Here is a 20,922-nt window from a genome sequence, read left to right as displayed (position 1 = left end):
GACCTACTGGATCCCGGCGGCCCGTTCGTCGGGTCGGTGGCCCTTTCGGCGCGATCGGCCCGCCGAGGCCGGTTCGGGCCCGCAGGGGTGATCTAGACTCGCGAAGATCCTGAAGCAGATTCCGTGGAGATGGAGCGACCCCTGTGAACGAGACGATGCGTGCGGTGACCCAGTCGGTGCTGGGCGGGACCGAGGTCCTGCGGCTCGAGGACGTGGCGCGGCCCGAGCCGTTCTACGGCGAGGTGCTGGTGCGGGTGCACGCCGCGAGCCTGAACCCGGTCGACCCGGCGGCGCGCGAGATCGGCCTGTACATCGGCGAGCCGCCGTTCACGCTCGGCTGGGACGTCTCGGGCACCGTGGCGGCCGTCGGCATCGGCGTCACGAGGTTCAAGGTCGGCGACGAGGTGTTCGGCATGCCGCGGTTCCCGCACCGCGCCGGCGCGCACGCCGAGTACCTGACGGCCCCGGCCCGCGACCTCGCCTTGAAGCCGGCGTCGCTGTCGCACGTCGAGGCCGCGGCGCTGCCGCTGACGGGCCTGACCGCCTGGCAGGCGCTCGTCTCCCGCGCGAGGCTCGAAAAGGGACAGAAGGTGCTCATCCACGCCGCGGCGGGCGGGATCGGGCATCTCGCGGTGCAGATCGCGAAGACGCTGGGCGCGTACGTGATCGGGACCGCGAGTGCGGGGAACCGGGAGTTCGTGCTGGGTCTGGGCGCCGATGAGGTCGTCGACTACCGGGGTGAGGACTTCACCGAGCTGGTGAGCGATGCGGACGTGGTGTTCTCGACGCTCGGCGGCGACGTGGCGGCCCGGTCGGTGTCGGTGCTGCGCGACGGCGGGACGCTGCTGCAGATGCACTACTCGACGCGGGACGCCGTGTTCCCCGATGCGGTCGCGCGCGGGATCGACACGCGGTTCCAGCTGGTGGAGCCGGATGCGCAGGCCCTGGAGGCGCTGGCGGACCTGGTGGAGGCGGGGCGGTTGCGGGTGCACGTGGCGCGGGAGTTCGCGCTGGAGGAGTTCGCTGCGGCGCATGCGCTGATGGAGGCGGGCGGGTTCGCGGGGAAGCTGGTGTTCCGGCTGGTCTGAGCGGCTGCTCCCCCGGGGTTCGGGATTCGGCTGTCGGTGGGGGTGCGCGCTGCGACGATGGCGGTAGATCGGGCGGAAGGAGTCCTCTGATGGGTTCGATCCTCAATCCGTACGTGTCGTTCGACGGGAACGCGCGCGAGGCGATGGAGTTCTACCAGTCGGTGCTGGGCGGTGAGTTGCACGTGACGACGTTCGGCGAGTCGGGGGTGCCGGACGCGCCTGCCGAGCAGGTGATGCACGCGCAGCTGACGTCGTCGGCGGGGTTCACGGTGATGGCGTCGGACACGCCGCCGGGGATGCCGTACGTGCCGGGGCAGAACATCGCGATCAGCCTGTCGGGCGACGACGGGGACGCGCTGCGCGGGTACTTCGCGGGGCTGTCGGAGGGCGGGTCGGTGAACATCCCGCTGGAGCGGCAGATGTGGGGCGACGAGTTCGGGGCCCTGGTGGACCGGTTCGGGATCGGGTGGATGGTGAACATCGCCGGGAGCGGCTCCCCCGGGTAGATCGGCGTGGAGGACGGTGGGCGGGACTGCGGTCCCGCCCACCGTTGCTTGCGGGAATCGTTCAGTTGACGCCGCGCGGGAGGCGCCAGTAGGCGAGGGCGAGGAGGACGGCGGCGAGCGCGAGGGCGCCGGCGAGTTCGATCCACTGGAACGTCCAGTAGCGGTCGGCGGGGTGGTAGGTGACGTCGAAGTGGGCGCCGAACTGGGACATGCACTCCCCCGGCGGGCCGCCGGGGTCGCAGTCGGCGATGGTGTCGCTGGTGATGGGGTCGCCGGAGGCGTCGGTGACGTCCATGTAGTCGGAGACGACCCAGGCGCCGGGGAGGCGCAGGCCCTGGAGGGTGGCGCCGTCCTCGCCGACGTTGAAGGAGTCGATGTCGCCGGCGGCCTCGGCTTCGGCGAGCGTCATGTCCTCGGTGACCGGTTCCTGGTAGTGGGGGCGCAGGAGGGTCGCGGCGGCGAGCTGGACGGCGAGGAACGCGATCATGGTGGCGGTGACGGCGACGAGGGTGCGGCGGGCGAGCAGGCCGGCGGTGAGGCCGATCGCGAAGGCGAGGACGGCGTAGCCGAGGGGTGCGAGGTTGCGCGCGGAGAACACCAGCGCGGTGAAGCGGTCGTCGACCAGGTCGTCGTAGGGTGCCGCGGCCCAGGTGAGGAGGCCGGCGAGGGCGGCGGTGAAGACGAGGGCGGCGCCGCCGACGACGGCGGTCTTGGCGGTGAGCCAGCGGCGGCGGGTGACCGACTGGGTCCAGGCGAGGCGGTGGGTGCCGGTCTCGATCTCGCGGGCGATGAGGGGCGCGCCCCAGAGCGCGCCGACGAAGCCGGGGGCGGCCATGACGAGGAGTCCGGCGAGGAGGATCTTGGTGCCGTACTCGTTGGTCAGGAGGGTGCGGTAGGCGGCGTCGGTGCATTCGGTGGTGCAGCCGGTGACGGCGGCGTCGTAGAAGGAGCGCAGGTCGGCGCCGAGCCACAGGAGGAACCCGCCGATGAGGGCGAGCGCGGTGGCGGCGGCGATGGCGGGGGTGCGGAACTGCCGCCAGGTCAGCCAGATCATGAGCGGGTCTCCTGGAGGATCGGGGTGCCGAGTCCTTCGGCGCGGTGGAGGTAGGTGAGGACCATGTCCTCGAGGCCGATGGTCTCGGCGCCGGGGAGGTCGAGGGGTCGGCCGGTGGTGTTGTGGACGATGAGGGTGGATTGGCGCGGGGTGTGGTCGGCGGCGATGGGTTCGACGCCGGCGGGGAGGGTGTCGAGGGTGCCGCGGGGGCCGACGACGCGGTAGTGGTCGGCGGTGAGGTCGTCGATGTCGCCGGCGACCTGGACGCGGGATTCGGCGAGGATGACGAGGTGGTCACAGACGCGTTCGACGTCGGCGATGAGGTGGGAGGAGAGGACGACGGCGACGTCGAGGTCGGCGACGAACTCCATGAGGGACTGGAGGAAGGCGCGGCGGGCGAGGGGGTCGAGGGCGGCGACGGGTTCGTCGAAGATGAGCAGGTCGGGGCGTTTGGCGGCGGCGAGGGTGAGGGCGAGTTGGGCTTTCTGGCCGCCGGAGAGGCGTCCGGCCTTCTTCGCGGGGTCGAGGCCGATCTGGCGGATGCGGTCGGCGGCGGTGCGGCGGTCCCAGCGGGGGTTGAGCTTCTCCCCCAGGGTGAGGTGGTCGGCGACGGTGAGCTGGGTGTAGACGGGGGTGTCCTGGGCGACGAAGCCGACACGGGCGAGTTGCGCGGCGTCGGCGGCGGGGCGGTTGCCGAGGACTTCGATGGTGCCGCTGGTGGGGCGGATGAGCCCGGCGGCGAGGGCGAGGAGGGTGGACTTGCCGGCGCCGTTGGGGCCGACGAGGCCGACGATGCGGCCGGCGGGGAGGTCGAGGGTGGCGTCGGTGAGGGCGGGGTGGGAGCCGTAGCGCTTGGTGAGGGCGGTGGTGGTGATGACTGGGGTGTCCATGGTCCCTGCTTTCGGTCAGGTCTGTCTGATCGTGGTGGCGAAGAGGGCTTCGATGGCGTCGTCGTCGAGTCCGGCGGTGCGGGCGCGGGTGATCCAGCGGTGGAGGTCGGTCTTGAGTTCGGCGTGGGCGTCGAGGTCGCCGGCGGCGAGGGTGGCGGTGACGAAGGTGCCGCGGCCGGGTTTGGGGGCGACGAGGCCGCGGCGTTCGAGTTCGCGGTAGGCCTTGAGGACGGTGTTGGGGTTGATGGCGATCTTGGCGACGACCTGCTTGACCGTGGGCAGCTGGTCCCCCACGGTGAGCATGCCGAGTCGCAGGGCCTGCTGCACCTGGTGGACGAGCTGCATGTACGGGGCCACGCCGGAGCGCGGTTCGAGGTGGAAGTCGATCACAACTCACTCTATTTCACTAGGATGTTAGCACTATAGTGCTAGGAGGGTGGCACTGTCAAACCGCGGCGGGTCCCTGCGGCTATCTGCCCTGGTTGCGGGGGTGGTTGCGGGCGGCGCGCTCGTTGCCGAACTTGTACGCGCCGGTCCAGCGGGCCATGACGAGCTGGGGGTCGCCGACGTCGGCCTCGGCGAGGAACCGGGCGGCGCGGCCCCCGCGGAGGGTGGCCGCGGCGCGGCCGCGGTGGGTGATGACGACGGTCCCGTCGCCGCGCTCGCGGTAGTCGAACCCGGAGGGGGCGCTCACGCGGCGGCCTTCGCGCGGCGGGAGCGGGCGACGGCGATGGCCGCGGCGATGCCGCCGAGGAACCCGAACAGGTGCGCCTGCCAGGACACGTACGGGCTGGTGGGCAGGACGCCCCAGATGAGGGACCCGTAGACGAGGAAGACGAGCAGGGCGATGAGGAAGTCGCCGAGGCGGCGCATGACGATGCCGCGCGCCAGCAGGTAGCCGAAGAGGCCGAACACGACGCCGGAGGCGCCGACGGTGACCGAGTGCGCCGGGGAGATCAGCCACACGCCGAGTCCGGAGACCACGAGCGCGGTGCCGAGCGCGGCCCACATCCCGCGCCAGTCGCGCAGGGCGCAGACGACGCCCATGACGACGAGGGGGACGGTGTTGGCGGCGAGGTGCGCGGCGTCGGCGTGGAGGAACGGGGCGGCGGCGATCCCGGGCAGGAGGCCGTCGAGGGTGCGCGGGGTGATCCCCCACATCGTCAGGCGCGCGGGGAGGACGAGGTCGACGGCCAGGACGGCCCACAGGAGCGCGGCGAGGGCGCCCCAGGTGGCGAGGGCGCGGCGGAGGGGGTGCACGGGCCGGGGGCCCGCGGGCTGGACCGGGAGGGTCAATGCGGCTCCTCGCATGGAGTTCGGGTGGTGTGTGAAGCGTAGTCGGGGCCCGCACGCCGCGCCGAATCGATACGGAATCCGGATAGTATGGAACTCGTATCATCTGTCGTGAGGAGACCCCCGATGAAACTCGTCCTGGCCGCCGCCACCGGCGCGACCGGCCGCCTCGTCCTGGACCTGGCGCTCGCCGCCGGACACGACGTCACCGCCCTCGTCCGCTCCCCCGCCAAGCTTCCCGCGGGCGTCCCCAGCGTGCGCACCGACTTCGCGCACCCCGACCCCGCGGCCCTCGCGGACGCGACCGCCGGGGCCGACGCCGTCGTCTCGGCCCTCGGCGCGACCGGGAAGGGCGATGCGGGCGTCGCCCGGACCGGCACCGCCGCCCTCGTCGAGGCCATGCGCGCGAACGGGACCCGGCGCCTGGTCGTGCTCTCGGCCGCGCCCATCGGGACCGTCCCCACCCCGCAGCGCCCCGACAAGCCCCGCACCGACCCCGGCGACGGGCTCCTGCTGCGCCTGGCGACGCCGATCGTGAAGCGGGCGCTGGCCGACCACTACCGGGACCTGGCGCTCATGGAGGACGTCGTGCTCGACTCGGGTCTGGACTGGACGGTCGTGAGGCCGCCGCGGCTGACCGACGGGCCCGCGAAGGGCGCCTGGCGCACCGCCGCGGGCCGCAACCCGCGCAACGGGTGGACGATCTCGCGCGCGGACCTGGCCGCGGCGATGCTCGACGCCGCCGAGACCGGTGTGGGCGGGGTCGTGGGCGTGGCCTACTGACGGCCGGCGAGGCCGTCGGTCGCGGCGCGCCCGGCGGCCGCGATCCGGTCGACGAACGCGGCGATCACGGCGAGCTGCTCGGGGGTGAAGTCCGCGCACACCTCGGCGATCGCGGTGCGCAGCGGCTCGTAGAGGGCCCGGACCTCGGTGGCGCGGCCGGGGTCGGCCGTCAGGTGCACCGCGCGCCGGTCGGTCGGGACCCGGTCCCGCCGGATCCATCCGGCGGTCTCCAGGCGGTCGAGGACGCCGGTGACGGTGGCCGGGTGCAGGTCGGCGGCGCGGGCCAGCGCGGAGGGGGTGAGGGGGCCGGTGCGGGCGATGAGGTCGAGGCATTCGAGGTCGACGTCTTGGAGGCGGAGGCGGTCGGAGACCTGGCGGTTGAGGAGGCGGAGTTGGACGGTGAGGGCGCGCAGGAGTTCGGTGACGTGTTCGGTGTCGGTGGGCGCGGGCTGCATGGTGCCGTTCTCCTGCTGGTCGGGTCGGGGGTTCAGGATAGGCGAGGGGGCGGGTCGGGGGGTCTGGGTGGTAGGTTCGCGCGGTGGTGCTTAGGCTGTTGAGGTTTGTCGTGCCGGTGGCGGCCGCGGGTGCGGTGCTGCTGGCGGGTTGCGGTGCCGCTGAGGGCGGCTCGGAGGAAGGGGATTTGGACGTGGTGCAGATCAGTGACGGCGTCGAGGTGTCGGTGTCGGAGGACACGGGTTCGCGTCCGGTGGTGTCGGTGCCGTCGGATGCGGCGGCGCCGGGTGGGCTGTTCGTTCACGACGTGGTCGAGGGTTCGGGTGCGGAGGCGGTGGCCGGGGATGCGGTCGCGGTGCAGTACGCGGGGTTCAACTGGTCGAACGGCAAGGAGTTCGATGCGTCGTGGAACCGGGGGGCGCAGCCGTTCACGGTGTCGCCGTTGGGTTCGGCTCCGGTGATTCAGGGGTGGAACGACGGTCTGGCGGGGGCGCAGGTCGGTGACCGGCGTCTGATCGTGATCCCGCCGGAGCTGGGGTACGGTGCGGCGGGTGCGGGCGGTGTGATCGGTCCGAACGAGACGCTGGTGTTCGTGGTCGACGTGGTGTCGATCAACGGCAAGTCGTAGCGCAGTGGATGTGGAAGGGGCCGCCCGGTGGGCGGCCCCTTTTCTTGTGCGGTGTCAGCCTCCGGCGATGGAGGGGAGGATCTGGATGTCCTTGCCGGCGAGGGGGGTGTGGAGTCCTTGGAGGCGGCGGGACTCGTCGTCGCCGATGTAGACGTTGACGAAGCGGCGTAGTCGGCCGGATTCGTCGCGGAGGCGGCGGGCGAGTCGGGGGTGGGTGGTGTGGACGGCGTCGAGGAGGTCGGCGAGGGTGGCGTGCTCGTCGAGGTCGACGGTGAGGTGGCGGGCGCCGCCGCACTCGGAGGCGAGTGCGGCGGGGATCTTGACGTCGATGATCACGGGGTCACCATGGCGCGGACGCAGAGGACGTCGGGGAGGTGGGCGGTGACCTGGTGCCATTGTCCGTCGTCGGCGGCGGCGTAGACGTCGCCGCAGCGGGTGCCGAAGTACCAGCCGGGGTCGTCGGGGTCGCCGTCGGTGCAGGCGCCGTCGCGCATGACGGTGCCGTAGTAGTCCTCGTCGGGGAGGCCTTGGGACCAGGAGTGCCAGGTGTCGCCGCCGTCGGTGGTGCGCCAGGCGGCGATGCGGGCGCCGGGCGGGGTGCGGTCCATGGATTCGCCGACGGGCCAGGCGGTGACGGTGCCGGGTCGGGTGGGGTGGGCGACCATGGCGAATCCGAAGTTGGAGGGGAGGGTGGCGGAGATGTTGGTCCAGCCGCCGTCGGGTCCGGTGGCGCGGTAGGCGGGGCCGTGGCTCTGGGCGAAGAGGGTGCCGACGGCGTCGCGGGTGACCTTGTGGATGCACTGGCCGGATTCGGGGGCTTCGTCGGGGCCGTAGTCGACGGTGATGCCCTTGGTGATGCCGGTCCAGGTGGCGCCGTCGTCGTCGGTGCGGTAGATGCCGCCGGAGGAGATGGCGACGGTGAGTTTCTCGGGTTCGCCGGGGTGGGGGACGATGGTGTGGACGGCGGGGCCGCCGGCGCCGGAGGCCCAGGTGGTGTGCTGGGGGTGGTCCCAGAGGGCCTGGTTGAAGGTGAAGGTCTGGCCGCCGTCGTCGGAGGTCCAGAGGCTGGTGGGTTCGACGCCGGCCCAGACGCGGTCGCCGGGGCCGAAGGCGAGTTGCCAGATGCGTTTGACGGTGTTGGTCTCGGGGCTGTCGGGTTGGTCGACGCCGGCGGTGTCGGAGAAGTCGAGGGGCCGGTACGGGAGGTCCTGGGGGAAGGACATGGGGGCGTTCTCGGGTTCGTGCCAGGTGGCGGCGGCGTCGTCGGAGCGCCAGATGGAGGGGCCGAAGAAGGTGGAGGCGCCGATGAGGATGCGGCCGGTGGCGGGGTCGCAGGCGGCGGCGTATATCTCGGCGACGGCGGTGAAGCCGTCCTTGTCGAGTTTGGCGGGTCCGTCGACGGTCCAGTGGACGCGGTCGTCGCTGGTGGCGGTGAACAGGCCCTTGCGGGTGCCGATGAGGACGAGGTAGGCCATGGCGGGCTCCTTTGCCGTGCGGTGTGGCGCTTCGTTCCCATGGTCGCGCCTGGGTGTGACGTTTTCAGGCGGTTCGGCGGTTTCGGAGGTCGTCGGCGATGCGGGTGGCGGTCTGGTCGGGGGTGAGGCGGGTGTTGTCGACGACGGTGGTGGTGTCGGCGAGCCAGTCGCGGAGGGCGGTCTCGTAGGGGTCGCGGTGGTCGTGGCGCCATTGCCGGGCGGTGGGTTCGGCGGTGTCGTGGTCGACGCGGTGGGTGAAGGCGGTGCGGTCGGTGTGGAGGGTGTAGGCGTGGACGGGGATGCGGTGTGCGGCGAAGCCGTCCATGAGTTCGGTCCAGTAGTCGTGTTCGAGGACGGTCTGGGGGACGACGAGGGTGCCGCCGGCGTGGTCGAGGATCTGCCGGGCGGTCTCGACGGTGAGGCCGCGCCAGGGCGGGAGTTCTTTGAAGTCGTGGTGGGGCAGGTCGCCGATGACGCCGCGCAGGAGGTATCCGATCTGCTCGGGGTCGAAGAGGCGCGCGGGGAGCGCGGTCTGGAGGAGGCGGGCGGTGGTGGTCTTGCCGGAGCCGAAGGTGCCGTTGAGCCAGACGATCATTCGGGGGAATCTAGCAGAGGTGATCGTGTTCGGGTGGGCCTGATCGTGTTACGTTGCGGACGGATGGGGCACCCCGGCCGTGTCCACCTCCCGGTTCTCACTCCTGTAAGGACGAATGTGATGCGTGCCTCCCGTCTTGCCCTGTTCCTGTCCCCCGCGGTGCTGCTGGCCGCCGCCGGCTGCTCCGAGCTGTCGGACGCGATCGACGAGCTGCCTTCGGGCGGTGAGTCGGCGGCGCCGGCGGAGTTCTCCGACACCGCCCCGTTCCAGGTCGAGGTGGATCCGGCTGTGTTGACGGCCGACATCGAGGGCCTGGCGGTCGCCGAGGAGGAGAACGAGGGGTACGACCGGTCCCTGTTCCCGCACTGGAAGGACGACGACGGGAACGGGTGCGACGCCCGCGACGACGTCCTGGTCGCGCAGGAGCGGTCGGGGGCGTTGACGGAGGCCGACTGCGACGCGGCGATGACCGGTGAGTGGGTGTCGATGTACGACGGGGTGACCGTCACCGAGTCCGGTGACGTCGACATCGACCATTTCGTGCCGTTGAAGGAGGCGTGGGGGTCGGGGGCGTTGAACTGGACGACCGAGGACCGGCAGTCGTACGCGAACTGGCTGGGGAACTCCTGGCACCTGATCGCGGTGACGGCGTCGTCGAACCGGTCGAAGTCCGATCAGGACCCGGCGGAGTGGATGCCCGAGGACGAGGGCGTGTGGTGCGCGTACGTGTGGGCGTGGGTCGAGGTGAAGAAGGAGTGGTCGCTGACTGTGGACGAGGCGGAGCGGACGGCGCTGCTGGACTACGCCGCGGCGTGTTAGCCGGGGGGTGGGTCGTGTCGGGCCGGGGCGGTTCGCCCCGGCCCGGTCGCTGTGCGCGAACGGGTCTCGGCGGTGCGATCATGGGTGCTGTTCGTATGCGGTTCGTCGTGTCAGGAGTTGTCATGTCGTTTGCGGCGGTGGTCCGTCCGGTGATCGACCGGTTGCACGTGTCGGTGCGGCACGGGGCGTACGCGGAGGTCCGGGAGCTGTACGCGTCGCGGGGGCTGCGGCCGGGGGTGGAGATCGACGCGTTCTACGCGCTGCTGGACCATCCGGTGGACGAGGCGGCGCTGGCGGCGCGGATGGTGTACTTCGGGTTCGATCCGGACGCGGAGGAGGCCCGGGGCCTGGTGGCGCGGTCGCAGGGCTGCTGGTCGCTGACGGCCGCGGGCCGCGAGGTGGTGGTGGAGGTCGACCGGGTGTTCACCGCCGCGGCGGAGCGCCTGTGGGGGTACCGGCCGATCGCGACGATGCCGGGGGCCGCGGGCATGGAGGTCGCGGTGGCGCTGCTGGGGCGGCTGCTGGAGGCGGGGCAGGCGAGCGGCGGCCCGGTGTTCCGGGCCATGACGCCGGTGTGGGAGCCGGTGGGCGCGTCGGCGGCGCAGCGGCTGGTGTCGCGGCTGGAGGCGCTGCGCCACCACCGGGCGGACGCGCACCGGGCGGCGTGGGGCGCGGCGGGGCTGACCGTCGACGAGATGAAGGCGCTGCAGCCGGGGCCGGTGCGCGAGGCGGTGGAGGCCGAGACGAACCGGCTCGACGCGCCGGTGTACGAGGCCCTCGACGCGCAGGAGCGGTTGACGCTGCTGGGGGTCCTGGGAGCGCTCGGGGACGGGCTGCGGCAGCCGCGCGAGTAGGGTTCGCGTCATGGTTGACGCGAAGTGGGAAGCGCGGTGCGCGGCACTGTGGGAGCGGCTCGACACGATGGGCCGCGAGGAGTTCGCGGCCGCGATGCGCGCGCTGGCGGCGGAGTGCGACGACGAGGCGGTCGGCTGGTTCGAGGTCGGGGGCGCGCTCGACTCGACCGGGTTCACCGAGGAGGCCGTCGGCTGCTACGAGCGGGCGGTCGCGGCGGGCCTGTCGGGCGTGCGCCGGCGCCGGGTGTCGATCCAGATGGCGTCGTCGCTGCGCGAGACCGGACGGCCCGAGGAGGCTTTGGCGATGATCGCCGAGGAGCGCGGGCGCGGTTCGGACGCGTACGACGGGGCGCTGGCGATGTGCGAGGCGCTGACGCTGGCGAAGCTGGGCCGCGACCGGGAGGGCCTGTCGGTGGCGCTGGAGGCGCTGGCCCCGCATCTGCCCCGGTACCAGCGGTCGACGGTGAACTACGCGCGGGGCCTGGTCGGCCTCGGTCCGGTCGGCTGATGCGGTTCCTGGCGGTGCCGGGGCGGGGCGTGCCGCTGCCGGGCCACTGGCAGCGGGAGTGGGCGGCCCGCCCGGGGTGGGCGTGGGCGCCGGAGCCGCCCGGTCCCCCGGTCGTGTTCGCCGAGCGGGTGGCCGCGCTGCAGGCGGCGGTCGCGGCGTCGTTGGAGCCGGTGGTCCTGGTGGCCCATTCGGCGGGGTGCGTGACGGTGGCGACGTGGGCGCTCGCCCACGGGCCGGGGCCGGTGCGCGCGGCGCTGCTGGTGACGCCGCCGTTCCTGCGGGAGGAGCCGGTGCCGATGGCGCCGCTGCCGTTCCGGTCGCTGGTGGTCGCCTCCAGCGACGACCCGTACTGCACGCCGGAGGGGGCGGCGGCGTACGCGCGGGCGTGGGGCGCGGAGCGGTTCGACGCCGGTGCGGTGGGGCATCTGGACGCCAAGACCGGGTTCGGGCCGTGGCCGGAGGGCGAGCGGCTGGTCGCGGCCCTGGCTACGGGGTGAGGGCCAGGGCGAGCGCGGCCCGCTCGGCCTCGCCGGCGGGCGGGAGCCGGTGGAGGCGGAAGCCGTACTCGGTGTAGGCGTCGAGGTGGATCCGCTCAAATTCGCGGGCCTGGTCGAGGCTGATGCGGCGCACGGGCGTCGGGGTGATCCGGTCGAGGAGGTCGACGAAGAGGACGTCGGGCCGGTACAGGCCGGCGGTGCGGGCGAGCTCGGCGGCGAGGACGGGCCCGACGGGGTGGCCGAGGAAGCGGGCCAGGGCCAGGGTGCAGACCGGGGAGCGGTCGAAGTACTGGACGGGGCCGGGCAGGTGGTCGGCGGCGGCCTGGCGGTCGCGCTGGAGGGCGGCGACGCGCTCGCAGAACCCGGGCTGCGTCCAGGGGCTGCGGTCGCCTGCGGCCTGCGCGGCGGTGATGAGGTCGGTGGCGGCCTCGGCGACGACGGTGTGCCCGGCGGCCGCGAGGCGGGCGGCGACGGTGGTCTTGCCGGCGCCGGGCGCGCCGGTGAGGATGTAGCGGCGCATCCGGGGTCCTTACAGGTCGGCGGCGGCGGTGACGACGGTCCGGTCGGTGCCGGCGAGGTGGGGTGCGAGCCGGGAGGCGGCCCGGCGGTACAGGGCGCAGGCGGTGCGGGCGGCGGCCTCGGGCCCGGCGGGGGCGAGTCCGGCGGCGGTGTCCCAGTCCGCGGCCCAGCCGGGCCCTTCGGCGGCGGCGAGGGCGTCCCAGAGGTCGTTCTCGGAGCCGTAGAGGAGCCGGTTCGCGGCGGCCATGGGGACGGCCAGCGCGAGGGTGAGGATGAGGCGGTTGGCGGCGGCGGCGCGGGCCCGGCCCTGGGCGAGCATCCCGTGGACTTTGTGGACCTCTTCGGCGAGGCCGACGAGTTCGCCTGCGGCCCACCGGTCGGGGTCCTCGACGCGGTCCCACGTCCATGCGTCGGCTCGGGCCTTGAGGTCGCGGAGGACGCCGTCGGGGTCGTGGAGGAGGCGGGCGGTGCGCCAGGCGGGGACGGCGGCTCCGGCGTCGCGGGGCCGGGTCAGGGCCGCGGCGAGGTCGTCGGGGGCGGCGCGGGTGAGGGTGACCATGCGGCCTTCGACGTGGAGGACGCGGGTGCCGGGGCCGGTGGCGGCGGCGGCGATGAGGTCGATGTCGGAGTGGGGGTGGTCGGTGCCGGTGGCGACGGAGCCGACGAGGGCGACGGCGAGCGCGTCGGGTTCGGCCCCGGCGACCGCGGCGGCGATGGCGAGGGCGTGGTCGCGGTGGTGCATCCGGGGAGTATGCCCGGCGGCGGGGTGCGCGTCGAGCCGTTTACGCGACGGACTTGTAGTACGCGATCTTGCCGAGGAGGTAGTCGCGTTTGGCGACGAGGTCGTCCATGCGGGCGTCGACGGCGGTCTTGTGGGTCTCCAGGAGGGCGATGCGCTCGGCGATGGTGTGGTCGCCGTCGCGGACGAGGGTCGCGAAGCGGTGCATCTGCTCGACGGGCATGCCGGTGTCGCGCAGGCATTTGAGGACGCCGAGCCATTCGAGGTGCTCGTCGGTAAAGCGGCGCTGGCCGGTGGTGGTGCGGGCGATGTCGCCGATGAGGCCGATGCGCTCGTAGTAGCGGAGGGTGTCCATGGTGAAGCCGGAGCGGCGGGCGCATTCGCCGATGGTGTACGTGTCGACGGAGGTGGTGTTCACGCCTGCCGAGGATAGTCGCCGCCGCGGCGGCGGCGGCGGGTGGGCCGTGGCCTGCGGGTTTGCGTTGGAGTCCACTCCAGGTCCTAGCGTCGTCGGCGTAGGCATCGACGAGAGGGGACCGCTGTGGAGCGGATCGCATTGGGGCCGGACGCCATCGGGGTGTCGCGGCTGTGCCTGGGGGCGATGGCCCTGGGCACGCAGCAGGACGAGGCGCTGAGCTTCGCGATCCTGGACCGGTTCGTGGAGCTGGGCGGCAATTTCATCGACACCGCCAACTGCTACATGTTCTGGGAAGGGGACGGCACCGGGGACCAGTCGGAGCTGCTGCTGGGCCGCTGGTTCGCGGCGCGGGGCAACCGCGACGAGGTGGTGCTGGCGACGAAGGCCGGGCGCCGGCCGGTGTTCTTCGGCGGGGGCATGGACCATTCCGAGCCGCTCTCGCGGGAGCGGATCGGGGCGGCGCTGGAGGAGTCGCTGCAGCGGCTGGGGACCGACCGGGTGGACCTGTTCTGGTCCCACCGCGACGACCGGGACACGCCGCTTGCGGAGACCGTCGCGGGCTTCGGCGACGCCGTCGCTTCGGGGAGGGCCCGCATGGTCGGGGCGTCGAACCACACCGCGTGGCGCGTCCAGCAGGCCCGCGGGGTCGCCGAGGCGGCCGGCGCCGCGGCGTACACGGCGATGCAGAACCGGTACTCGTACCTGAAGCCGCGCCCGGACGCGCGCCTGCCCGAGGGCGGGCACGTGCACGCGGCGCCGACGGACCTGGACTTCATCGCGAGCACGCCGGGCACGGCGATGCTCGCGTACTCCTCGCTCCTGTCGGGCGCGTACGTGAAGAAGCCCCTCGGGGAGCACTACGCGCACCCGGGGACCGACGCGCGGCTGCGGGTCCTCGACGAGGTCGCCGCCGAGACGGAGGCGACGCGCAACCAGGTGGTCCTGGCGTGGCTGGCCGGCCATGACGCGCCGCTGATCCCGCTGGTCGGGGTGTCGTCGGTCGCGCAGCTGGAGGAGGCGGCCGCCGGGGTGGCGCTCAAGCTCGACGCCGGGCAGCGCGAGCGCCTGAACGCCGCGGCCTAGCGCCGTCCGGGCCCGTCCGCTCGCAGGTCGGGCGGGCCCGGGTGTCAGCCGAGGAAGGAGAGCCGGACGGTCCGGTCGGGGTTGTCGCGGTTGGTGTCCACCAGGAGCACCGACTGCCACGTGCCCAGGGCGAGCCGTCCGGCCACCACCGGGAGCGTCGCGTGCGGGGCGACCAGGCCGGGCAGGACGTGGTCGCGGCCGTGCCCGATCGACCCGTGCTGGTGGCGCCACCGGTCGGTGCGCGGCAGGAGGTCCCCGAGGGCGTCCAGGAGGTCCTCGTCGGACCCGGCGCCGGTCTCGATCACCGCGATCCCGGCGGTCGCGTGGGGCACGAACACGTTCAGCAGGCCCTCGCGGGCGCCGATGGAGGACAGGAAGCCCTCGCACTCGCCGGTGAGGTTGCGGACCGACTCGCGCCGTCCGGTGTGGACCTCGAGGGTCGTGGTGTGGAACGCCGAGCTCATGGGCCGATCCTCCCACGCCGCAACGCCACCGATCCGGTGAGCCGGGCCTTACCGGACAGTGAGCGCTTGCCGCCGGGCCCGGCCCGGACGTCGGCCCCGTCGATTAGGGTGGGGTCCATGGCAGGCAGCGGCACGGCAGGGAACGCGTTGACCGGGATCGACTGGAGCGACCGCACGGTCGCCGTCTCCCCGAACGCGGACCCGTACCGCGCCTACCTCGACTCCCTCGGCTCGGCCGAGTCGCGCCGCACCATGCGCGGGTGCCTCGACCGCATCGCGCAGCTCCTCTCCGGCGACCCCGCCACCACCGGCGAGGGCCAGCCCTGGCACCTGCTGCGCTACGAGCACACCTCCCGGCTGCGCGCGGCCATGATCGACGCCGGCTGGTCCGGCGCCTACGTCAACAAGCACCTCGCGGCCCTGCGCCGCGTCCTCAAGGAGGCGTGGCGCCTCGACCTCATCGCCGCCGACGACTACCAGCGCGCCTGCGACCTCCAACCGGTCAAGGCCACGCGGCTGCCGGTCGGCCAGCAGGTCGACGGCGAGGCCCTCGGCGCCGCCCTGTACGCCTGCGACGCCGACCCCGGCCCCGCCGGCGCCCGCGACGCCGCCGTCCTGGCGACCCTGTACTCCACCGGGTGCCGCCGCTCCGAGATCGCCTCCATGCGCCTGGTCGACTACGACCGGGCCGAGCGCGCCATCCGCATCGTCGGCAAGGGCAACAAGGAGCGCGCCGTCTACGTCACCGAAGCGGCCCAGGCCCGCATCGAGCGGTGGATGGCCGTGCGCGGCAACACCCCCGGGGCCCTGTTCTGCCCCATCAACAAGGCCGGGACGCTCCGGCGCACCGGCAGCCAGCTGTCGGGCATGACCGGGCAGGCCATCGCCGACCTCCTCACCAAGCGCCTGGTCGAGGCCGGCCAGCGCCGCCACACCCCCCACGACTTCCGCCGCACGTTCATCGGCGAGCTCCTCGACGCCGGCGTCGACCTGGCCATCACCCAGTCCCTCGTCGGCCACGCCTCCCCCGCCACGACCGCCCGCTACGACCGGCGCCCGGCCCGGCGCTCACGCGAGGCGGTCGACCGGCTCCAGCTCCCCGAATCGTGATGTCGGTTTCTGGCTAGCCGTTGCCGCCCCCGGCGGGCAAGCTGGACGCATGGCGGATCTTCAGATACTCGGCAACGAGGAGCAGCTCCAGGCCGCGGTCGCCGGACGCGACGCGCGCTTCGACGGCTGGGTGTTCCTGGCCGTCACCTCCACGCGCATCTACTGCCGGCCCTCGTGCCCGGCGGTGAAGCCCAAGCGCGAGCACCAGCGGTTCTACGCGTCCGCCGCGGCTGCGCAGGACGCGGGGTACCGCGCGTGCAAGCGGTGCCGGCCCGACGCGTCCCCCGGGTCCCCCGCGTGGGACTGGCGCTCGGACGTGTGCGCGCGGGCGATGCGCCTCATCGGCGAGGGCGTGGTCGACCGCGAGGGCGCCGCCGGGCTCGCCCGCCGCCTCGGCTACTCCCTGCGCCAGCTCGAGCGGCTCCTGATCGCCGAGGTCGGCGCCGGGCCCGCCGCGTTGGCCCGCGCCCAGCGCGCCCAGGTCGCCCGCACCCTCATCGAGGGCACCGACCTGCCGATGGGCCAGGTCGCGTTCGCCGCCGGGTTCGCGTCCATCCGGGCGTTCAACCGCGTCGTCGCCGACGTGTTCGCGTGCTCCCCCACCGAGCTGCGCGCCAAGACCAGGACGCGCCCGGCGGGGGGCGGGGCGATCAGCCTGCGCCTGGCCTACCGGGAGCCGTTCGAGCCCTCGAACCTGTTCGGGCACCTCGCGGCCGCGGCCGCGCCGGGCGTCGAGGAGTGGCGCGAGGGCGCCTACCGGCGGACCCTGCGTCTGCCCGGCGGTCCCGGCGTCGCCGCGCTGCGGCCCGGGCCGGGGTACGTCGAGGCGCGGCTGCGCGTCGCCGACCTGCGGGACGTGACCGCCGCGGTCGCCCGCTGCCGGCGCATGCTCGACCTCGACGCCGACCCCGTCGCCCCTATGGAGGCCCTCGCCGGCGACGAGGCGCTCGCGCCGCTGGTCGCCAAGACCCCGGGCCGGCGGGTGCCGCGCAAGGCCGACGCGCCCGAGTACGCGATCCGCGCCGTCATCGGCCAGCAGGTGTCGACCGCGTCGGCCGCGACGATCGCCTCGCGCCTGGCCGACCGGTACGGCGAGGCGGTCGACGACCCCGAGGGCGGTCTGACGCGCCTGTTCCCCGACCCGGCCGCGCTCGCCGAGGCCGACCCCGCGGACCTGCCGATGCCGGCGTCGCGCCGGCGGACCGTGCTCGCGCTGGCGTCGGCGCTGGCCGAGGGCCGGGTGGAGCTGGGGCCGGGCGCGGACTGGGCGGCGTCGCGCGAGCAGCTCGCGGCCGTCCCGGGGGTGGGGCCGTGGACGGTGGAGATGATCGCGATGCGCGCGCTGGGCGACCCGGACGCGTTCCCGGTGAAGGACCTCGGCGTGGTCAAGGGCGCCCAGGCCCTGGGGCTGGGGGCGGGGCGGGCCCTGGAGGCGCGGTCGCAGGCGTGGCGGCCGTGGCGGGCGTACGCCGTGCAGTACCTGTGGGCGGGCAGCGAGCACCCCACGAACCGGATTCCCGACGACGATGCGACTGGATCACGAGAGAAGGCGAGCGCATGATGCGCACCGATGCGAGGCATGTGACGTTCGAGTCCCCGCTGGGGCTGATGGCGGTGTCGGCGGTCGAGGAGGGCCTCACGTACGTCCACATGGGCGTGGAGGAGATCAAGGACGCGTGGGGGCCCGAGGCGTCCACGCCGGTCCTGGACGCGGCCGAGGAGCAGCTGCTGGCGTACTTCGCGGGCGAGCTGAAGGACTTCGACCTGCCGCTGGCCGCGGCGGGCACGGGGTTCCAGCACCGGGTGTGGTCGGAGCTGGTGCGGATCCCCTACGGGGAGACGTGGTCGTACCTGGACGTGGCGCGGCGCCTGGGCGACCCGAAGGCGGTGCGGGCGGTGGGGCTGGCGAACGGGCGCAACCCGATCGCGATCGTGGTGCCGTGCCACCGGGTGATCGGCTCGAACGGGAAGCTCACGGGCTACGCGGGCGGCCTGTGGCGCAAGGAGTGGCTGCTGGGATTGGAGCGGGGCGAGCCGGCGCTGTTCGCGTAGGACCGGCGGGTCCCGGGTCCGCTCGAGGGGGCCGTGTGCGCCGAGGCGGCGTGCGCGGCCCCTTGCGGTGCGTGCCGGTTCTAGAGGAGGGTGACGGTGAGGGTGACTTCGACGGCGTCGTCGGTGACGACGATCGTCGCGGAGTAGCAGACCTCGTCGGTGCATCCGGCCGGGATGACGCCCGAGGCGGTCCCGGCCGGTGTCACGCCCGCGACGAGGGGCGCGTCCATGCCGTTCGCGTCGATGAACTCGCCGAACGCGTCGGCGGGGACGCGGAGCGTCGCCTCGGCGCGGTCGCCGGGCGTCGGCGGCTGGGTCTGGGTCAGGTCGGCGTCGATCACGTCGGTGCCCTCGGGCAGGTCGATGTGGACGGCCTGCTCGACGGCGTCGGCGGTCGGCTGGGGGCCGCCCTCGATCGCCCACGCCACGCCCCACACCGCGGCGATGAGCCCGGCGAGGACGACCAGCAGCCACGCGGCGGCGGCGAGGGCGCGGCGGGCGGTCGGCGTCGGCGGGGAGACCATGGCCGCGACCCTACCCCGTCCCGGCGCGTGCACGCCTCATATACGGGGCGTCGGTGTCACAGGCCGCTGATGGTCTTGGGGGCCCGCTCGGTCCGGGCCAGGGCCCGCACGAGCGCGGCCTGGCCGTGCCGCTCGGCGGCCAGGTGCGCCAGGAGCGCGGTCGCGGCCGCGAACGCGTCGGGGTCGAACTCGGGCGTGTCCAGGCCGGTGGAGTACGCGAGGTCGTCGGCGTGGACGACGAGCTCCAGGAGCCGGGTGGTCAGGAAGTCGTCCAGGCGCATCGCGTACGGCCAGCGCGTGTTCCCGGTGAGGTGTGCGGCGGCCAGTGCGGGGAGGTCGGTCGCGAGGCGCTGGAGGGCGCTGGAGGCGTCGGTGAGGACGGCGGCGTGGCCGGTGGCGGCGGCCTGCTCGCCGCCGTCGCGGATCGCGGTGTTGTAGTCGTTGTCGATGTCGGCGCCGACCCAGGCGGCCCGCCGGTAGTGCTCGTGGAGGGTGACGGGGTCCTTGCCGGCGGGGTCGGCGTCGAGGGCGGCGGTGACGGAGGTGATCTGCTGGGCGAGGTGGGCGGCGAGGCCGCCGACGGTGAACCCTTCGAGGGCGGAGGGCTCGGTCCAGTGGTCGGCGACCTGCTCGGTGTCGAGGAGGGCGAGCGCGGTGGCGGCGGCGGCGAGGTACTGGAGCCTGGTGTCGGACATGGTGTTCCTCCGCTACTGCATGGAGACGTGGACGTGGTTGGTGTGGTCGCCCGCGGGTGTGCCGTCCTGCCCGGAGTAGGAGCGCCATCCGGAGCCGGCCGACCAGAACTGGCGGTACCAGATGACGTATTCGACGCCGAGCGCGTCGGCGTTGTTGACGTACCAGGCGGCGAGCTCGTCGCCGTAGGTCTTGTCGTCGCCGGAGGCGTCGGAGTTCTGGAACCCGGAGGCGTCGGCGGCCCAGTCGCAGGCGCGGCCCAGGGGGTGCTCGCCGGAGCCGCCGGAGCGGTAGCAGGACACGTAGTGGTCGAACCCGGCCTCTTTGGTCTCGTTGTACATGTGGAGGGTGCGGGGGGTGAGGCACCCGGAGGTGGTGGGGTCGTCCTCGGTGCAGCCGCCGTCGCCGCCGTCGTATCCGCCGGCGCCGGGGGCGCCGCCGTCGGAGCCGGGCCCGGCCGCTTCTTCGGCGCGCAGCTCCTCGAGCTGCTCTTCGAGGTCTTCCTGGGCCTGTTCGGCGTCGTCGAGGGCCTGCGCGGCCTCGGCGACGGTGTCGGCGTGGGCGGCCTGCTCGGCTTCGAGCCGGGTGAGGAGGTCGCCGGCCTCGGTGAGGAGGGCGGCGCGCTCGTCGCCGAGGAACCCGGTGAACGTCATGGCGTCGATGAGGTCCTGGGCGTCCTGGGAGGAGAGGATGGCGTTGGTCTGCTGGAGGTCGCCTTCGGTGTGGAGGTAGAGCGCGTAGTCGTCGAGCGCGGTCTGGAGTTCGGCGAAGCGGGCCTGGGTGTCGGCGATCTGGACGGCGAGCTCGGCGGTGCGGGCGTCGGCGTCGTCGACGGCGGCCTGGGCGTCGTTGACGGCGGCGATGGCCGCGGCGAGGTCGGCCTCGAGGGTCTCCTCGTCGGGTTCGGCGGCGGCCGGGGCCGGCACGAGCGCGATGAGCGCGATGAGCAGGAGCGCGGAGAGGATCTTATGTCGCACGGGTGGAGGTCAGCCCTTCCGGCGGGTCGGGCGCGGCTCGTGGTCGGTGGGGTGGCCGCGCGTGGGTCTACAGGTCGAGGTCGATCACGAGGGGGGCGTGGTCGGAGGCGCCTTTGCCTTTGCGTTCGTTGCGGTCGACGTAGGCGTCGGTGACGGCGCTCGCGAACGCGGGGTTGGCGAGAGCGAGGTCGATGCGCAGGCCGCGGTTCTTGGGGAAGTCGAGGTTGCGGTAGTCCCAGAACGTGAACGGCCGGTCGTGTTTGAGGGCGCGGGGGAAGACGTCGGCGAGGCCCGCGGCCTTGACGGCGGTGAGGGCGTCGCGTTCGTCGGTGGTGACGTGGGTGGTGCCGGTCCACTCCTCGACGTCCCAGACGTCGTCGTCGGTGGGGCAGATGTTGTAGTCGCCCATGGCGGCGAACGGGAGGGCCCCGGCGGCGTCGGCCGCGGCGTCGGCGGCGAGGGCCTGGAGGAACGCGAGCTTGTACGGGAAGTGCGGGTCGGCGGTGTCGCGGCCGTTGGGAATGTAGAGGGTCTGGACGCGGACGGGCCCGCAGGTCGCGGTGAGGGCGCGCGGTTCGGTCTCGCCGGCGAACGCCGGCTGCGCGGCGATGCCCTGGCGGACGTCGGCGATGCCGACGCGGGAGAGGATCGCGACGCCGTTCCAGCGGCCGGTGCCCCACGCGGCGACCTCGTACCCGGCCCGCTCGAACGCGTCGGCGGGGACGTCGGCGGTCGCGCATTTGAGCTCTTGGAGGCAGACGACGTCGGGTTCGGCCGAGGCCAGCCAGGCCAGGACCCGCTCGAGCCGTGCTTTGAGCGAGTTGATGTTCCAGGTGGCCACGCGCATGCGCCTCACCCTACCCGGCTGCGGTGCGTGACCGGGCGGACCGGGGGTGCGCG

The 20,922-nt window shown here is 73.6% G+C and carries 29 protein-coding genes; 12 read left to right on the top strand and 17 right to left on the bottom strand.

Annotation, left to right across the window (positions count from 1 at the left end; genetic code table 11):
* The first annotated feature begins 143 nt into the window (after nucleotides 1–143).
* Both ABD419_RS21675 and ABD419_RS21670 read left to right on the top strand, forming a co-directional pair.
* Entirely contained in the window at nucleotides 144–1,088 is a 945-nt protein-coding gene (locus tag ABD419_RS21675; protein ID WP_344491042.1) for an NADP-dependent oxidoreductase, read from the top strand.
* Nucleotides 1,089–1,177: 89 nt separating this feature from the next.
* On the top strand, nucleotides 1,178–1,594 hold the full coding sequence (locus ABD419_RS21670) for a VOC family protein (protein ID WP_344491039.1): 417 nt from the start codon (nucleotides 1,178–1,180) through the stop codon (nucleotides 1,592–1,594).
* 61 nt (nucleotides 1,595–1,655) lie between these two features.
* Here ABD419_RS21670 and ABD419_RS21665 read toward each other — a convergent pair whose 3' ends face one another.
* From ABD419_RS21665 to ABD419_RS21645, 5 genes are all read right to left on the bottom strand, one after another.
* Nucleotides 1,656–2,648 (bottom strand): ABC transporter permease, encoded by a 993-nt coding sequence (locus ABD419_RS21665; protein ID WP_344491036.1) that lies wholly within the window; start codon nucleotides 2,646–2,648, stop codon nucleotides 1,656–1,658.
* Nucleotides 2,645–3,538: an ABC transporter ATP-binding protein gene (locus ABD419_RS21660; RefSeq protein ID WP_344491033.1), complete on the bottom strand. Its 894-nt coding sequence runs from the start codon at nucleotides 3,536–3,538 to the stop codon at nucleotides 2,645–2,647. Before ABD419_RS21660 ends, ABD419_RS21665 begins: the two co-directional genes overlap by 4 nt.
* Nucleotides 3,539–3,553: 15 nt before the next feature.
* Nucleotides 3,554–3,928 carry a GntR family transcriptional regulator gene (locus tag ABD419_RS21655; protein ID WP_344491030.1) on the bottom strand — a complete coding sequence of 125 codons (375 nt, stop codon included), beginning with the start codon at nucleotides 3,926–3,928 and terminating at the stop codon, nucleotides 3,554–3,556.
* 79 nt (nucleotides 3,929–4,007) lie between these two features.
* On the bottom strand, nucleotides 4,008–4,232 hold the full coding sequence (locus tag ABD419_RS21650) for a hypothetical protein (RefSeq protein ID WP_344491027.1): 225 nt from the start codon (nucleotides 4,230–4,232) through the stop codon (nucleotides 4,008–4,010).
* Entirely contained in the window at nucleotides 4,229–4,834 is a 606-nt protein-coding gene (locus ABD419_RS21645; protein ID WP_344491024.1) for a rhomboid family intramembrane serine protease, read from the bottom strand. The genes ABD419_RS21650 and ABD419_RS21645 overlap by 4 nt, the downstream gene beginning before the upstream one ends.
* Before the next feature lie 123 nt (nucleotides 4,835–4,957).
* Here ABD419_RS21645 and ABD419_RS21640 point away from each other — a divergent pair, with 123 nt between their 5' ends.
* Nucleotides 4,958–5,614 (top strand): NAD(P)-dependent oxidoreductase, encoded by a 657-nt coding sequence (locus tag ABD419_RS21640; protein WP_344491021.1) that lies wholly within the window; start codon nucleotides 4,958–4,960, stop codon nucleotides 5,612–5,614.
* Here the strand turns inward: ABD419_RS21640 and ABD419_RS21635 are convergent.
* Nucleotides 5,608–6,069, bottom strand: a complete 462-nt coding sequence (locus tag ABD419_RS21635) for a MarR family transcriptional regulator (protein WP_344491018.1) — start codon at nucleotides 6,067–6,069, stop codon at nucleotides 5,608–5,610. The two genes, ABD419_RS21640 and ABD419_RS21635, sit on opposite strands and share 7 nt — an antisense overlap.
* An 83-nt stretch (nucleotides 6,070–6,152) precedes the next feature.
* Between ABD419_RS21635 and ABD419_RS21630 the strand changes: the two genes are divergently transcribed.
* Complete coding sequence (locus ABD419_RS21630; protein WP_344491016.1) at nucleotides 6,153–6,695, top strand: FKBP-type peptidyl-prolyl cis-trans isomerase; 543 nt, start codon at nucleotides 6,153–6,155, stop codon at nucleotides 6,693–6,695.
* Nucleotides 6,696–6,749: 54 nt separating this feature from the next.
* On the opposite strand, the gene ABD419_RS21625 is transcribed toward ABD419_RS21630, so the two are convergent.
* The 3 genes from ABD419_RS21625 to ABD419_RS21615 form a co-directional block, all read right to left on the bottom strand.
* A complete protein-coding gene (locus ABD419_RS21625; RefSeq protein ID WP_344491013.1) occupies nucleotides 6,750–7,031 on the bottom strand; it encodes a MoaD/ThiS family protein in 282 nt (93 codons plus the stop codon).
* Nucleotides 7,028–8,170, bottom strand: a complete 1,143-nt coding sequence (locus ABD419_RS21620) for a WD40/YVTN/BNR-like repeat-containing protein (protein WP_344491010.1) — start codon at nucleotides 8,168–8,170, stop codon at nucleotides 7,028–7,030. The genes ABD419_RS21625 and ABD419_RS21620 overlap by 4 nt, the downstream gene beginning before the upstream one ends.
* 64 nt (nucleotides 8,171–8,234) lie before the next feature.
* Entirely contained in the window at nucleotides 8,235–8,765 is a 531-nt protein-coding gene (locus ABD419_RS21615) for an AAA family ATPase (RefSeq protein WP_344491007.1), read from the bottom strand.
* Nucleotides 8,766–8,885: 120 nt separating this feature from the next.
* On the opposite strand from ABD419_RS21615, the gene ABD419_RS21610 reads away from it, so the two are divergent.
* From ABD419_RS21610 to ABD419_RS21595, 4 genes are all read left to right on the top strand, one after another.
* A complete protein-coding gene (locus ABD419_RS21610) occupies nucleotides 8,886–9,584 on the top strand; it encodes an HNH endonuclease family protein (protein ID WP_344491004.1) in 699 nt (232 codons plus the stop codon).
* 122 nt (nucleotides 9,585–9,706) lie between these two features.
* Complete coding sequence (locus ABD419_RS21605; protein ID WP_344491002.1) at nucleotides 9,707–10,438, top strand: hypothetical protein; 732 nt, start codon at nucleotides 9,707–9,709, stop codon at nucleotides 10,436–10,438.
* A 10-nt stretch (nucleotides 10,439–10,448) separates the two neighbouring features.
* Entirely contained in the window at nucleotides 10,449–10,946 is a 498-nt protein-coding gene (locus ABD419_RS21600) for a tetratricopeptide repeat protein (protein WP_344490999.1), read from the top strand.
* On the top strand, nucleotides 10,946–11,443 hold the full coding sequence (locus ABD419_RS21595) for an RBBP9/YdeN family alpha/beta hydrolase (protein WP_344490996.1): 498 nt from the start codon (nucleotides 10,946–10,948) through the stop codon (nucleotides 11,441–11,443). The genes ABD419_RS21600 and ABD419_RS21595 overlap by 1 nt, the downstream gene beginning before the upstream one ends.
* On the opposite strand, the gene ABD419_RS21590 is transcribed toward ABD419_RS21595, so the two are convergent.
* The 3 genes from ABD419_RS21590 to ABD419_RS21580 are packed head-to-tail and all read right to left on the bottom strand — an operon-like array spanning nucleotide 11,433 to nucleotide 13,119.
* Nucleotides 11,433–11,963 carry an AAA family ATPase gene (locus ABD419_RS21590; RefSeq protein WP_344490993.1) on the bottom strand — a complete coding sequence of 177 codons (531 nt, stop codon included), beginning with the start codon at nucleotides 11,961–11,963 and terminating at the stop codon, nucleotides 11,433–11,435. The genes ABD419_RS21595 and ABD419_RS21590 overlap by 11 nt on opposite strands.
* A gap of 9 nt (nucleotides 11,964–11,972) precedes the next feature.
* Nucleotides 11,973–12,704, bottom strand: a complete 732-nt coding sequence (locus ABD419_RS21585) for a nucleotidyltransferase domain-containing protein (protein ID WP_344490990.1) — start codon at nucleotides 12,702–12,704, stop codon at nucleotides 11,973–11,975.
* 40 nt (nucleotides 12,705–12,744) lie between these two features.
* Nucleotides 12,745–13,119, bottom strand: coding sequence for a MerR family transcriptional regulator (locus tag ABD419_RS21580; protein WP_344490987.1), 375 nt, complete (start codon nucleotides 13,117–13,119; stop codon nucleotides 12,745–12,747).
* A gap of 123 nt (nucleotides 13,120–13,242) precedes the next feature.
* Between ABD419_RS21580 and ABD419_RS21575 the strand changes: the two genes are divergently transcribed.
* Complete coding sequence (locus ABD419_RS21575; RefSeq protein WP_344490984.1) at nucleotides 13,243–14,202, top strand: aldo/keto reductase; 960 nt, start codon at nucleotides 13,243–13,245, stop codon at nucleotides 14,200–14,202.
* 44 nt (nucleotides 14,203–14,246) lie between these two features.
* Here the strand turns inward: ABD419_RS21575 and ABD419_RS21570 are convergent, their stop codons facing one another.
* Nucleotides 14,247–14,666 (bottom strand): secondary thiamine-phosphate synthase enzyme YjbQ, encoded by a 420-nt coding sequence (locus tag ABD419_RS21570; RefSeq protein ID WP_344490981.1) that lies wholly within the window; start codon nucleotides 14,664–14,666, stop codon nucleotides 14,247–14,249.
* Nucleotides 14,667–14,783: 117 nt separating this feature from the next.
* On the opposite strand from ABD419_RS21570, the gene ABD419_RS21565 reads away from it, so the two are divergent.
* The 3 genes from ABD419_RS21565 to ABD419_RS21555 are packed head-to-tail and all read left to right on the top strand — an operon-like array spanning nucleotide 14,784 to nucleotide 17,828.
* Nucleotides 14,784–15,776: a tyrosine-type recombinase/integrase gene (locus ABD419_RS21565; RefSeq protein WP_344490978.1), complete on the top strand. Its 993-nt coding sequence runs from the start codon at nucleotides 14,784–14,786 to the stop codon at nucleotides 15,774–15,776.
* Between the two features lie 49 nt (nucleotides 15,777–15,825).
* The gene (locus ABD419_RS21560) at nucleotides 15,826–17,337 is read left to right on the top strand and encodes a DNA-3-methyladenine glycosylase 2 family protein (protein WP_344490975.1); all 1,512 of its coding nucleotides are present in this window, start codon (nucleotides 15,826–15,828) and stop codon (nucleotides 17,335–17,337) included.
* Nucleotides 17,334–17,828 carry a methylated-DNA--[protein]-cysteine S-methyltransferase gene (locus tag ABD419_RS21555; RefSeq protein WP_344490972.1) on the top strand — a complete coding sequence of 165 codons (495 nt, stop codon included), beginning with the start codon at nucleotides 17,334–17,336 and terminating at the stop codon, nucleotides 17,826–17,828. The genes ABD419_RS21560 and ABD419_RS21555 overlap by 4 nt, the downstream gene beginning before the upstream one ends.
* Nucleotides 17,829–17,908: 80 nt before the next feature.
* Here the strand turns inward: ABD419_RS21555 and ABD419_RS21550 are convergent, their stop codons facing one another.
* From ABD419_RS21550 to ABD419_RS21535, 4 genes are all read right to left on the bottom strand, one after another.
* Nucleotides 17,909–18,352, bottom strand: coding sequence for a hypothetical protein (locus ABD419_RS21550; RefSeq protein WP_344490969.1), 444 nt, complete (start codon nucleotides 18,350–18,352; stop codon nucleotides 17,909–17,911).
* 56 nt (nucleotides 18,353–18,408) lie between these two features.
* A complete protein-coding gene (locus ABD419_RS21545; RefSeq protein ID WP_344490966.1) occupies nucleotides 18,409–19,047 on the bottom strand; it encodes a maleylpyruvate isomerase N-terminal domain-containing protein in 639 nt (212 codons plus the stop codon).
* Between the two features lie 12 nt (nucleotides 19,048–19,059).
* Entirely contained in the window at nucleotides 19,060–20,022 is a 963-nt protein-coding gene (locus ABD419_RS21540) for a coiled-coil domain-containing protein (RefSeq protein WP_344490963.1), read from the bottom strand.
* Nucleotides 20,023–20,089: 67 nt separating this feature from the next.
* A complete protein-coding gene (locus ABD419_RS21535) occupies nucleotides 20,090–20,869 on the bottom strand; it encodes an exodeoxyribonuclease III (protein ID WP_344490960.1) in 780 nt (259 codons plus the stop codon).
* Between the last annotated feature and the right edge of the window lie 53 nt (nucleotides 20,870–20,922).

Source organism: Glycomyces endophyticus (assembly GCF_039531525.1).
GTDB classification, from domain to species: domain Bacteria; phylum Actinomycetota; class Actinomycetes; order Mycobacteriales; family Micromonosporaceae; genus Glycomyces; species Glycomyces endophyticus.
This window is presented reverse-complemented; position numbering and strand designations above follow the sequence as displayed.

Coding starts and splice junctions, on each gene's coding strand:
- ABD419_RS21595 (WP_344490996.1), top strand. CDS start 10,946: ATGCGGTTCCTGGCGGTGCCGGGGCGGGGCGTGCCGCTGCCGGGCCAC.
- ABD419_RS21535 (WP_344490960.1), bottom strand. CDS start 20,869: ATGCGCGTGGCCACCTGGAACATCAACTCGCTCAAAGCACGGCTCGAG.
- ABD419_RS21590 (WP_344490993.1), bottom strand. CDS start 11,963: ATGCGCCGCTACATCCTCACCGGCGCGCCCGGCGCCGGCAAGACCACC.
- ABD419_RS21560 (WP_344490975.1), top strand. CDS start 15,826: ATGGCGGATCTTCAGATACTCGGCAACGAGGAGCAGCTCCAGGCCGCG.
- ABD419_RS21585 (WP_344490990.1), bottom strand. CDS start 12,704: ATGCACCACCGCGACCACGCCCTCGCCATCGCCGCCGCGGTCGCCGGG.
- ABD419_RS21635 (WP_344491018.1), bottom strand. CDS start 6,069: ATGCAGCCCGCGCCCACCGACACCGAACACGTCACCGAACTCCTGCGC.
- ABD419_RS21660 (WP_344491033.1), bottom strand. CDS start 3,538: ATGGACACCCCAGTCATCACCACCACCGCCCTCACCAAGCGCTACGGC.
- ABD419_RS21600 (WP_344490999.1), top strand. CDS start 10,449: ATGGTTGACGCGAAGTGGGAAGCGCGGTGCGCGGCACTGTGGGAGCGG.
- ABD419_RS21545 (WP_344490966.1), bottom strand. CDS start 19,047: ATGTCCGACACCAGGCTCCAGTACCTCGCCGCCGCCGCCACCGCGCTC.
- ABD419_RS21555 (WP_344490972.1), top strand. CDS start 17,334: ATGATGCGCACCGATGCGAGGCATGTGACGTTCGAGTCCCCGCTGGGG.
- ABD419_RS21670 (WP_344491039.1), top strand. CDS start 1,178: ATGGGTTCGATCCTCAATCCGTACGTGTCGTTCGACGGGAACGCGCGC.
- ABD419_RS21615 (WP_344491007.1), bottom strand. CDS start 8,765: ATGATCGTCTGGCTCAACGGCACCTTCGGCTCCGGCAAGACCACCACC.
- ABD419_RS21620 (WP_344491010.1), bottom strand. CDS start 8,170: ATGGCCTACCTCGTCCTCATCGGCACCCGCAAGGGCCTGTTCACCGCC.
- ABD419_RS21665 (WP_344491036.1), bottom strand. CDS start 2,648: ATGATCTGGCTGACCTGGCGGCAGTTCCGCACCCCCGCCATCGCCGCC.
- ABD419_RS21610 (WP_344491004.1), top strand. CDS start 8,886: ATGCGTGCCTCCCGTCTTGCCCTGTTCCTGTCCCCCGCGGTGCTGCTG.
- ABD419_RS21605 (WP_344491002.1), top strand. CDS start 9,707: ATGTCGTTTGCGGCGGTGGTCCGTCCGGTGATCGACCGGTTGCACGTG.
- ABD419_RS21640 (WP_344491021.1), top strand. CDS start 4,958: ATGAAACTCGTCCTGGCCGCCGCCACCGGCGCGACCGGCCGCCTCGTC.
- ABD419_RS21570 (WP_344490981.1), bottom strand. CDS start 14,666: ATGAGCTCGGCGTTCCACACCACGACCCTCGAGGTCCACACCGGACGG.
- ABD419_RS21550 (WP_344490969.1), bottom strand. CDS start 18,352: ATGGTCTCCCCGCCGACGCCGACCGCCCGCCGCGCCCTCGCCGCCGCC.
- ABD419_RS21565 (WP_344490978.1), top strand. CDS start 14,784: ATGGCAGGCAGCGGCACGGCAGGGAACGCGTTGACCGGGATCGACTGG.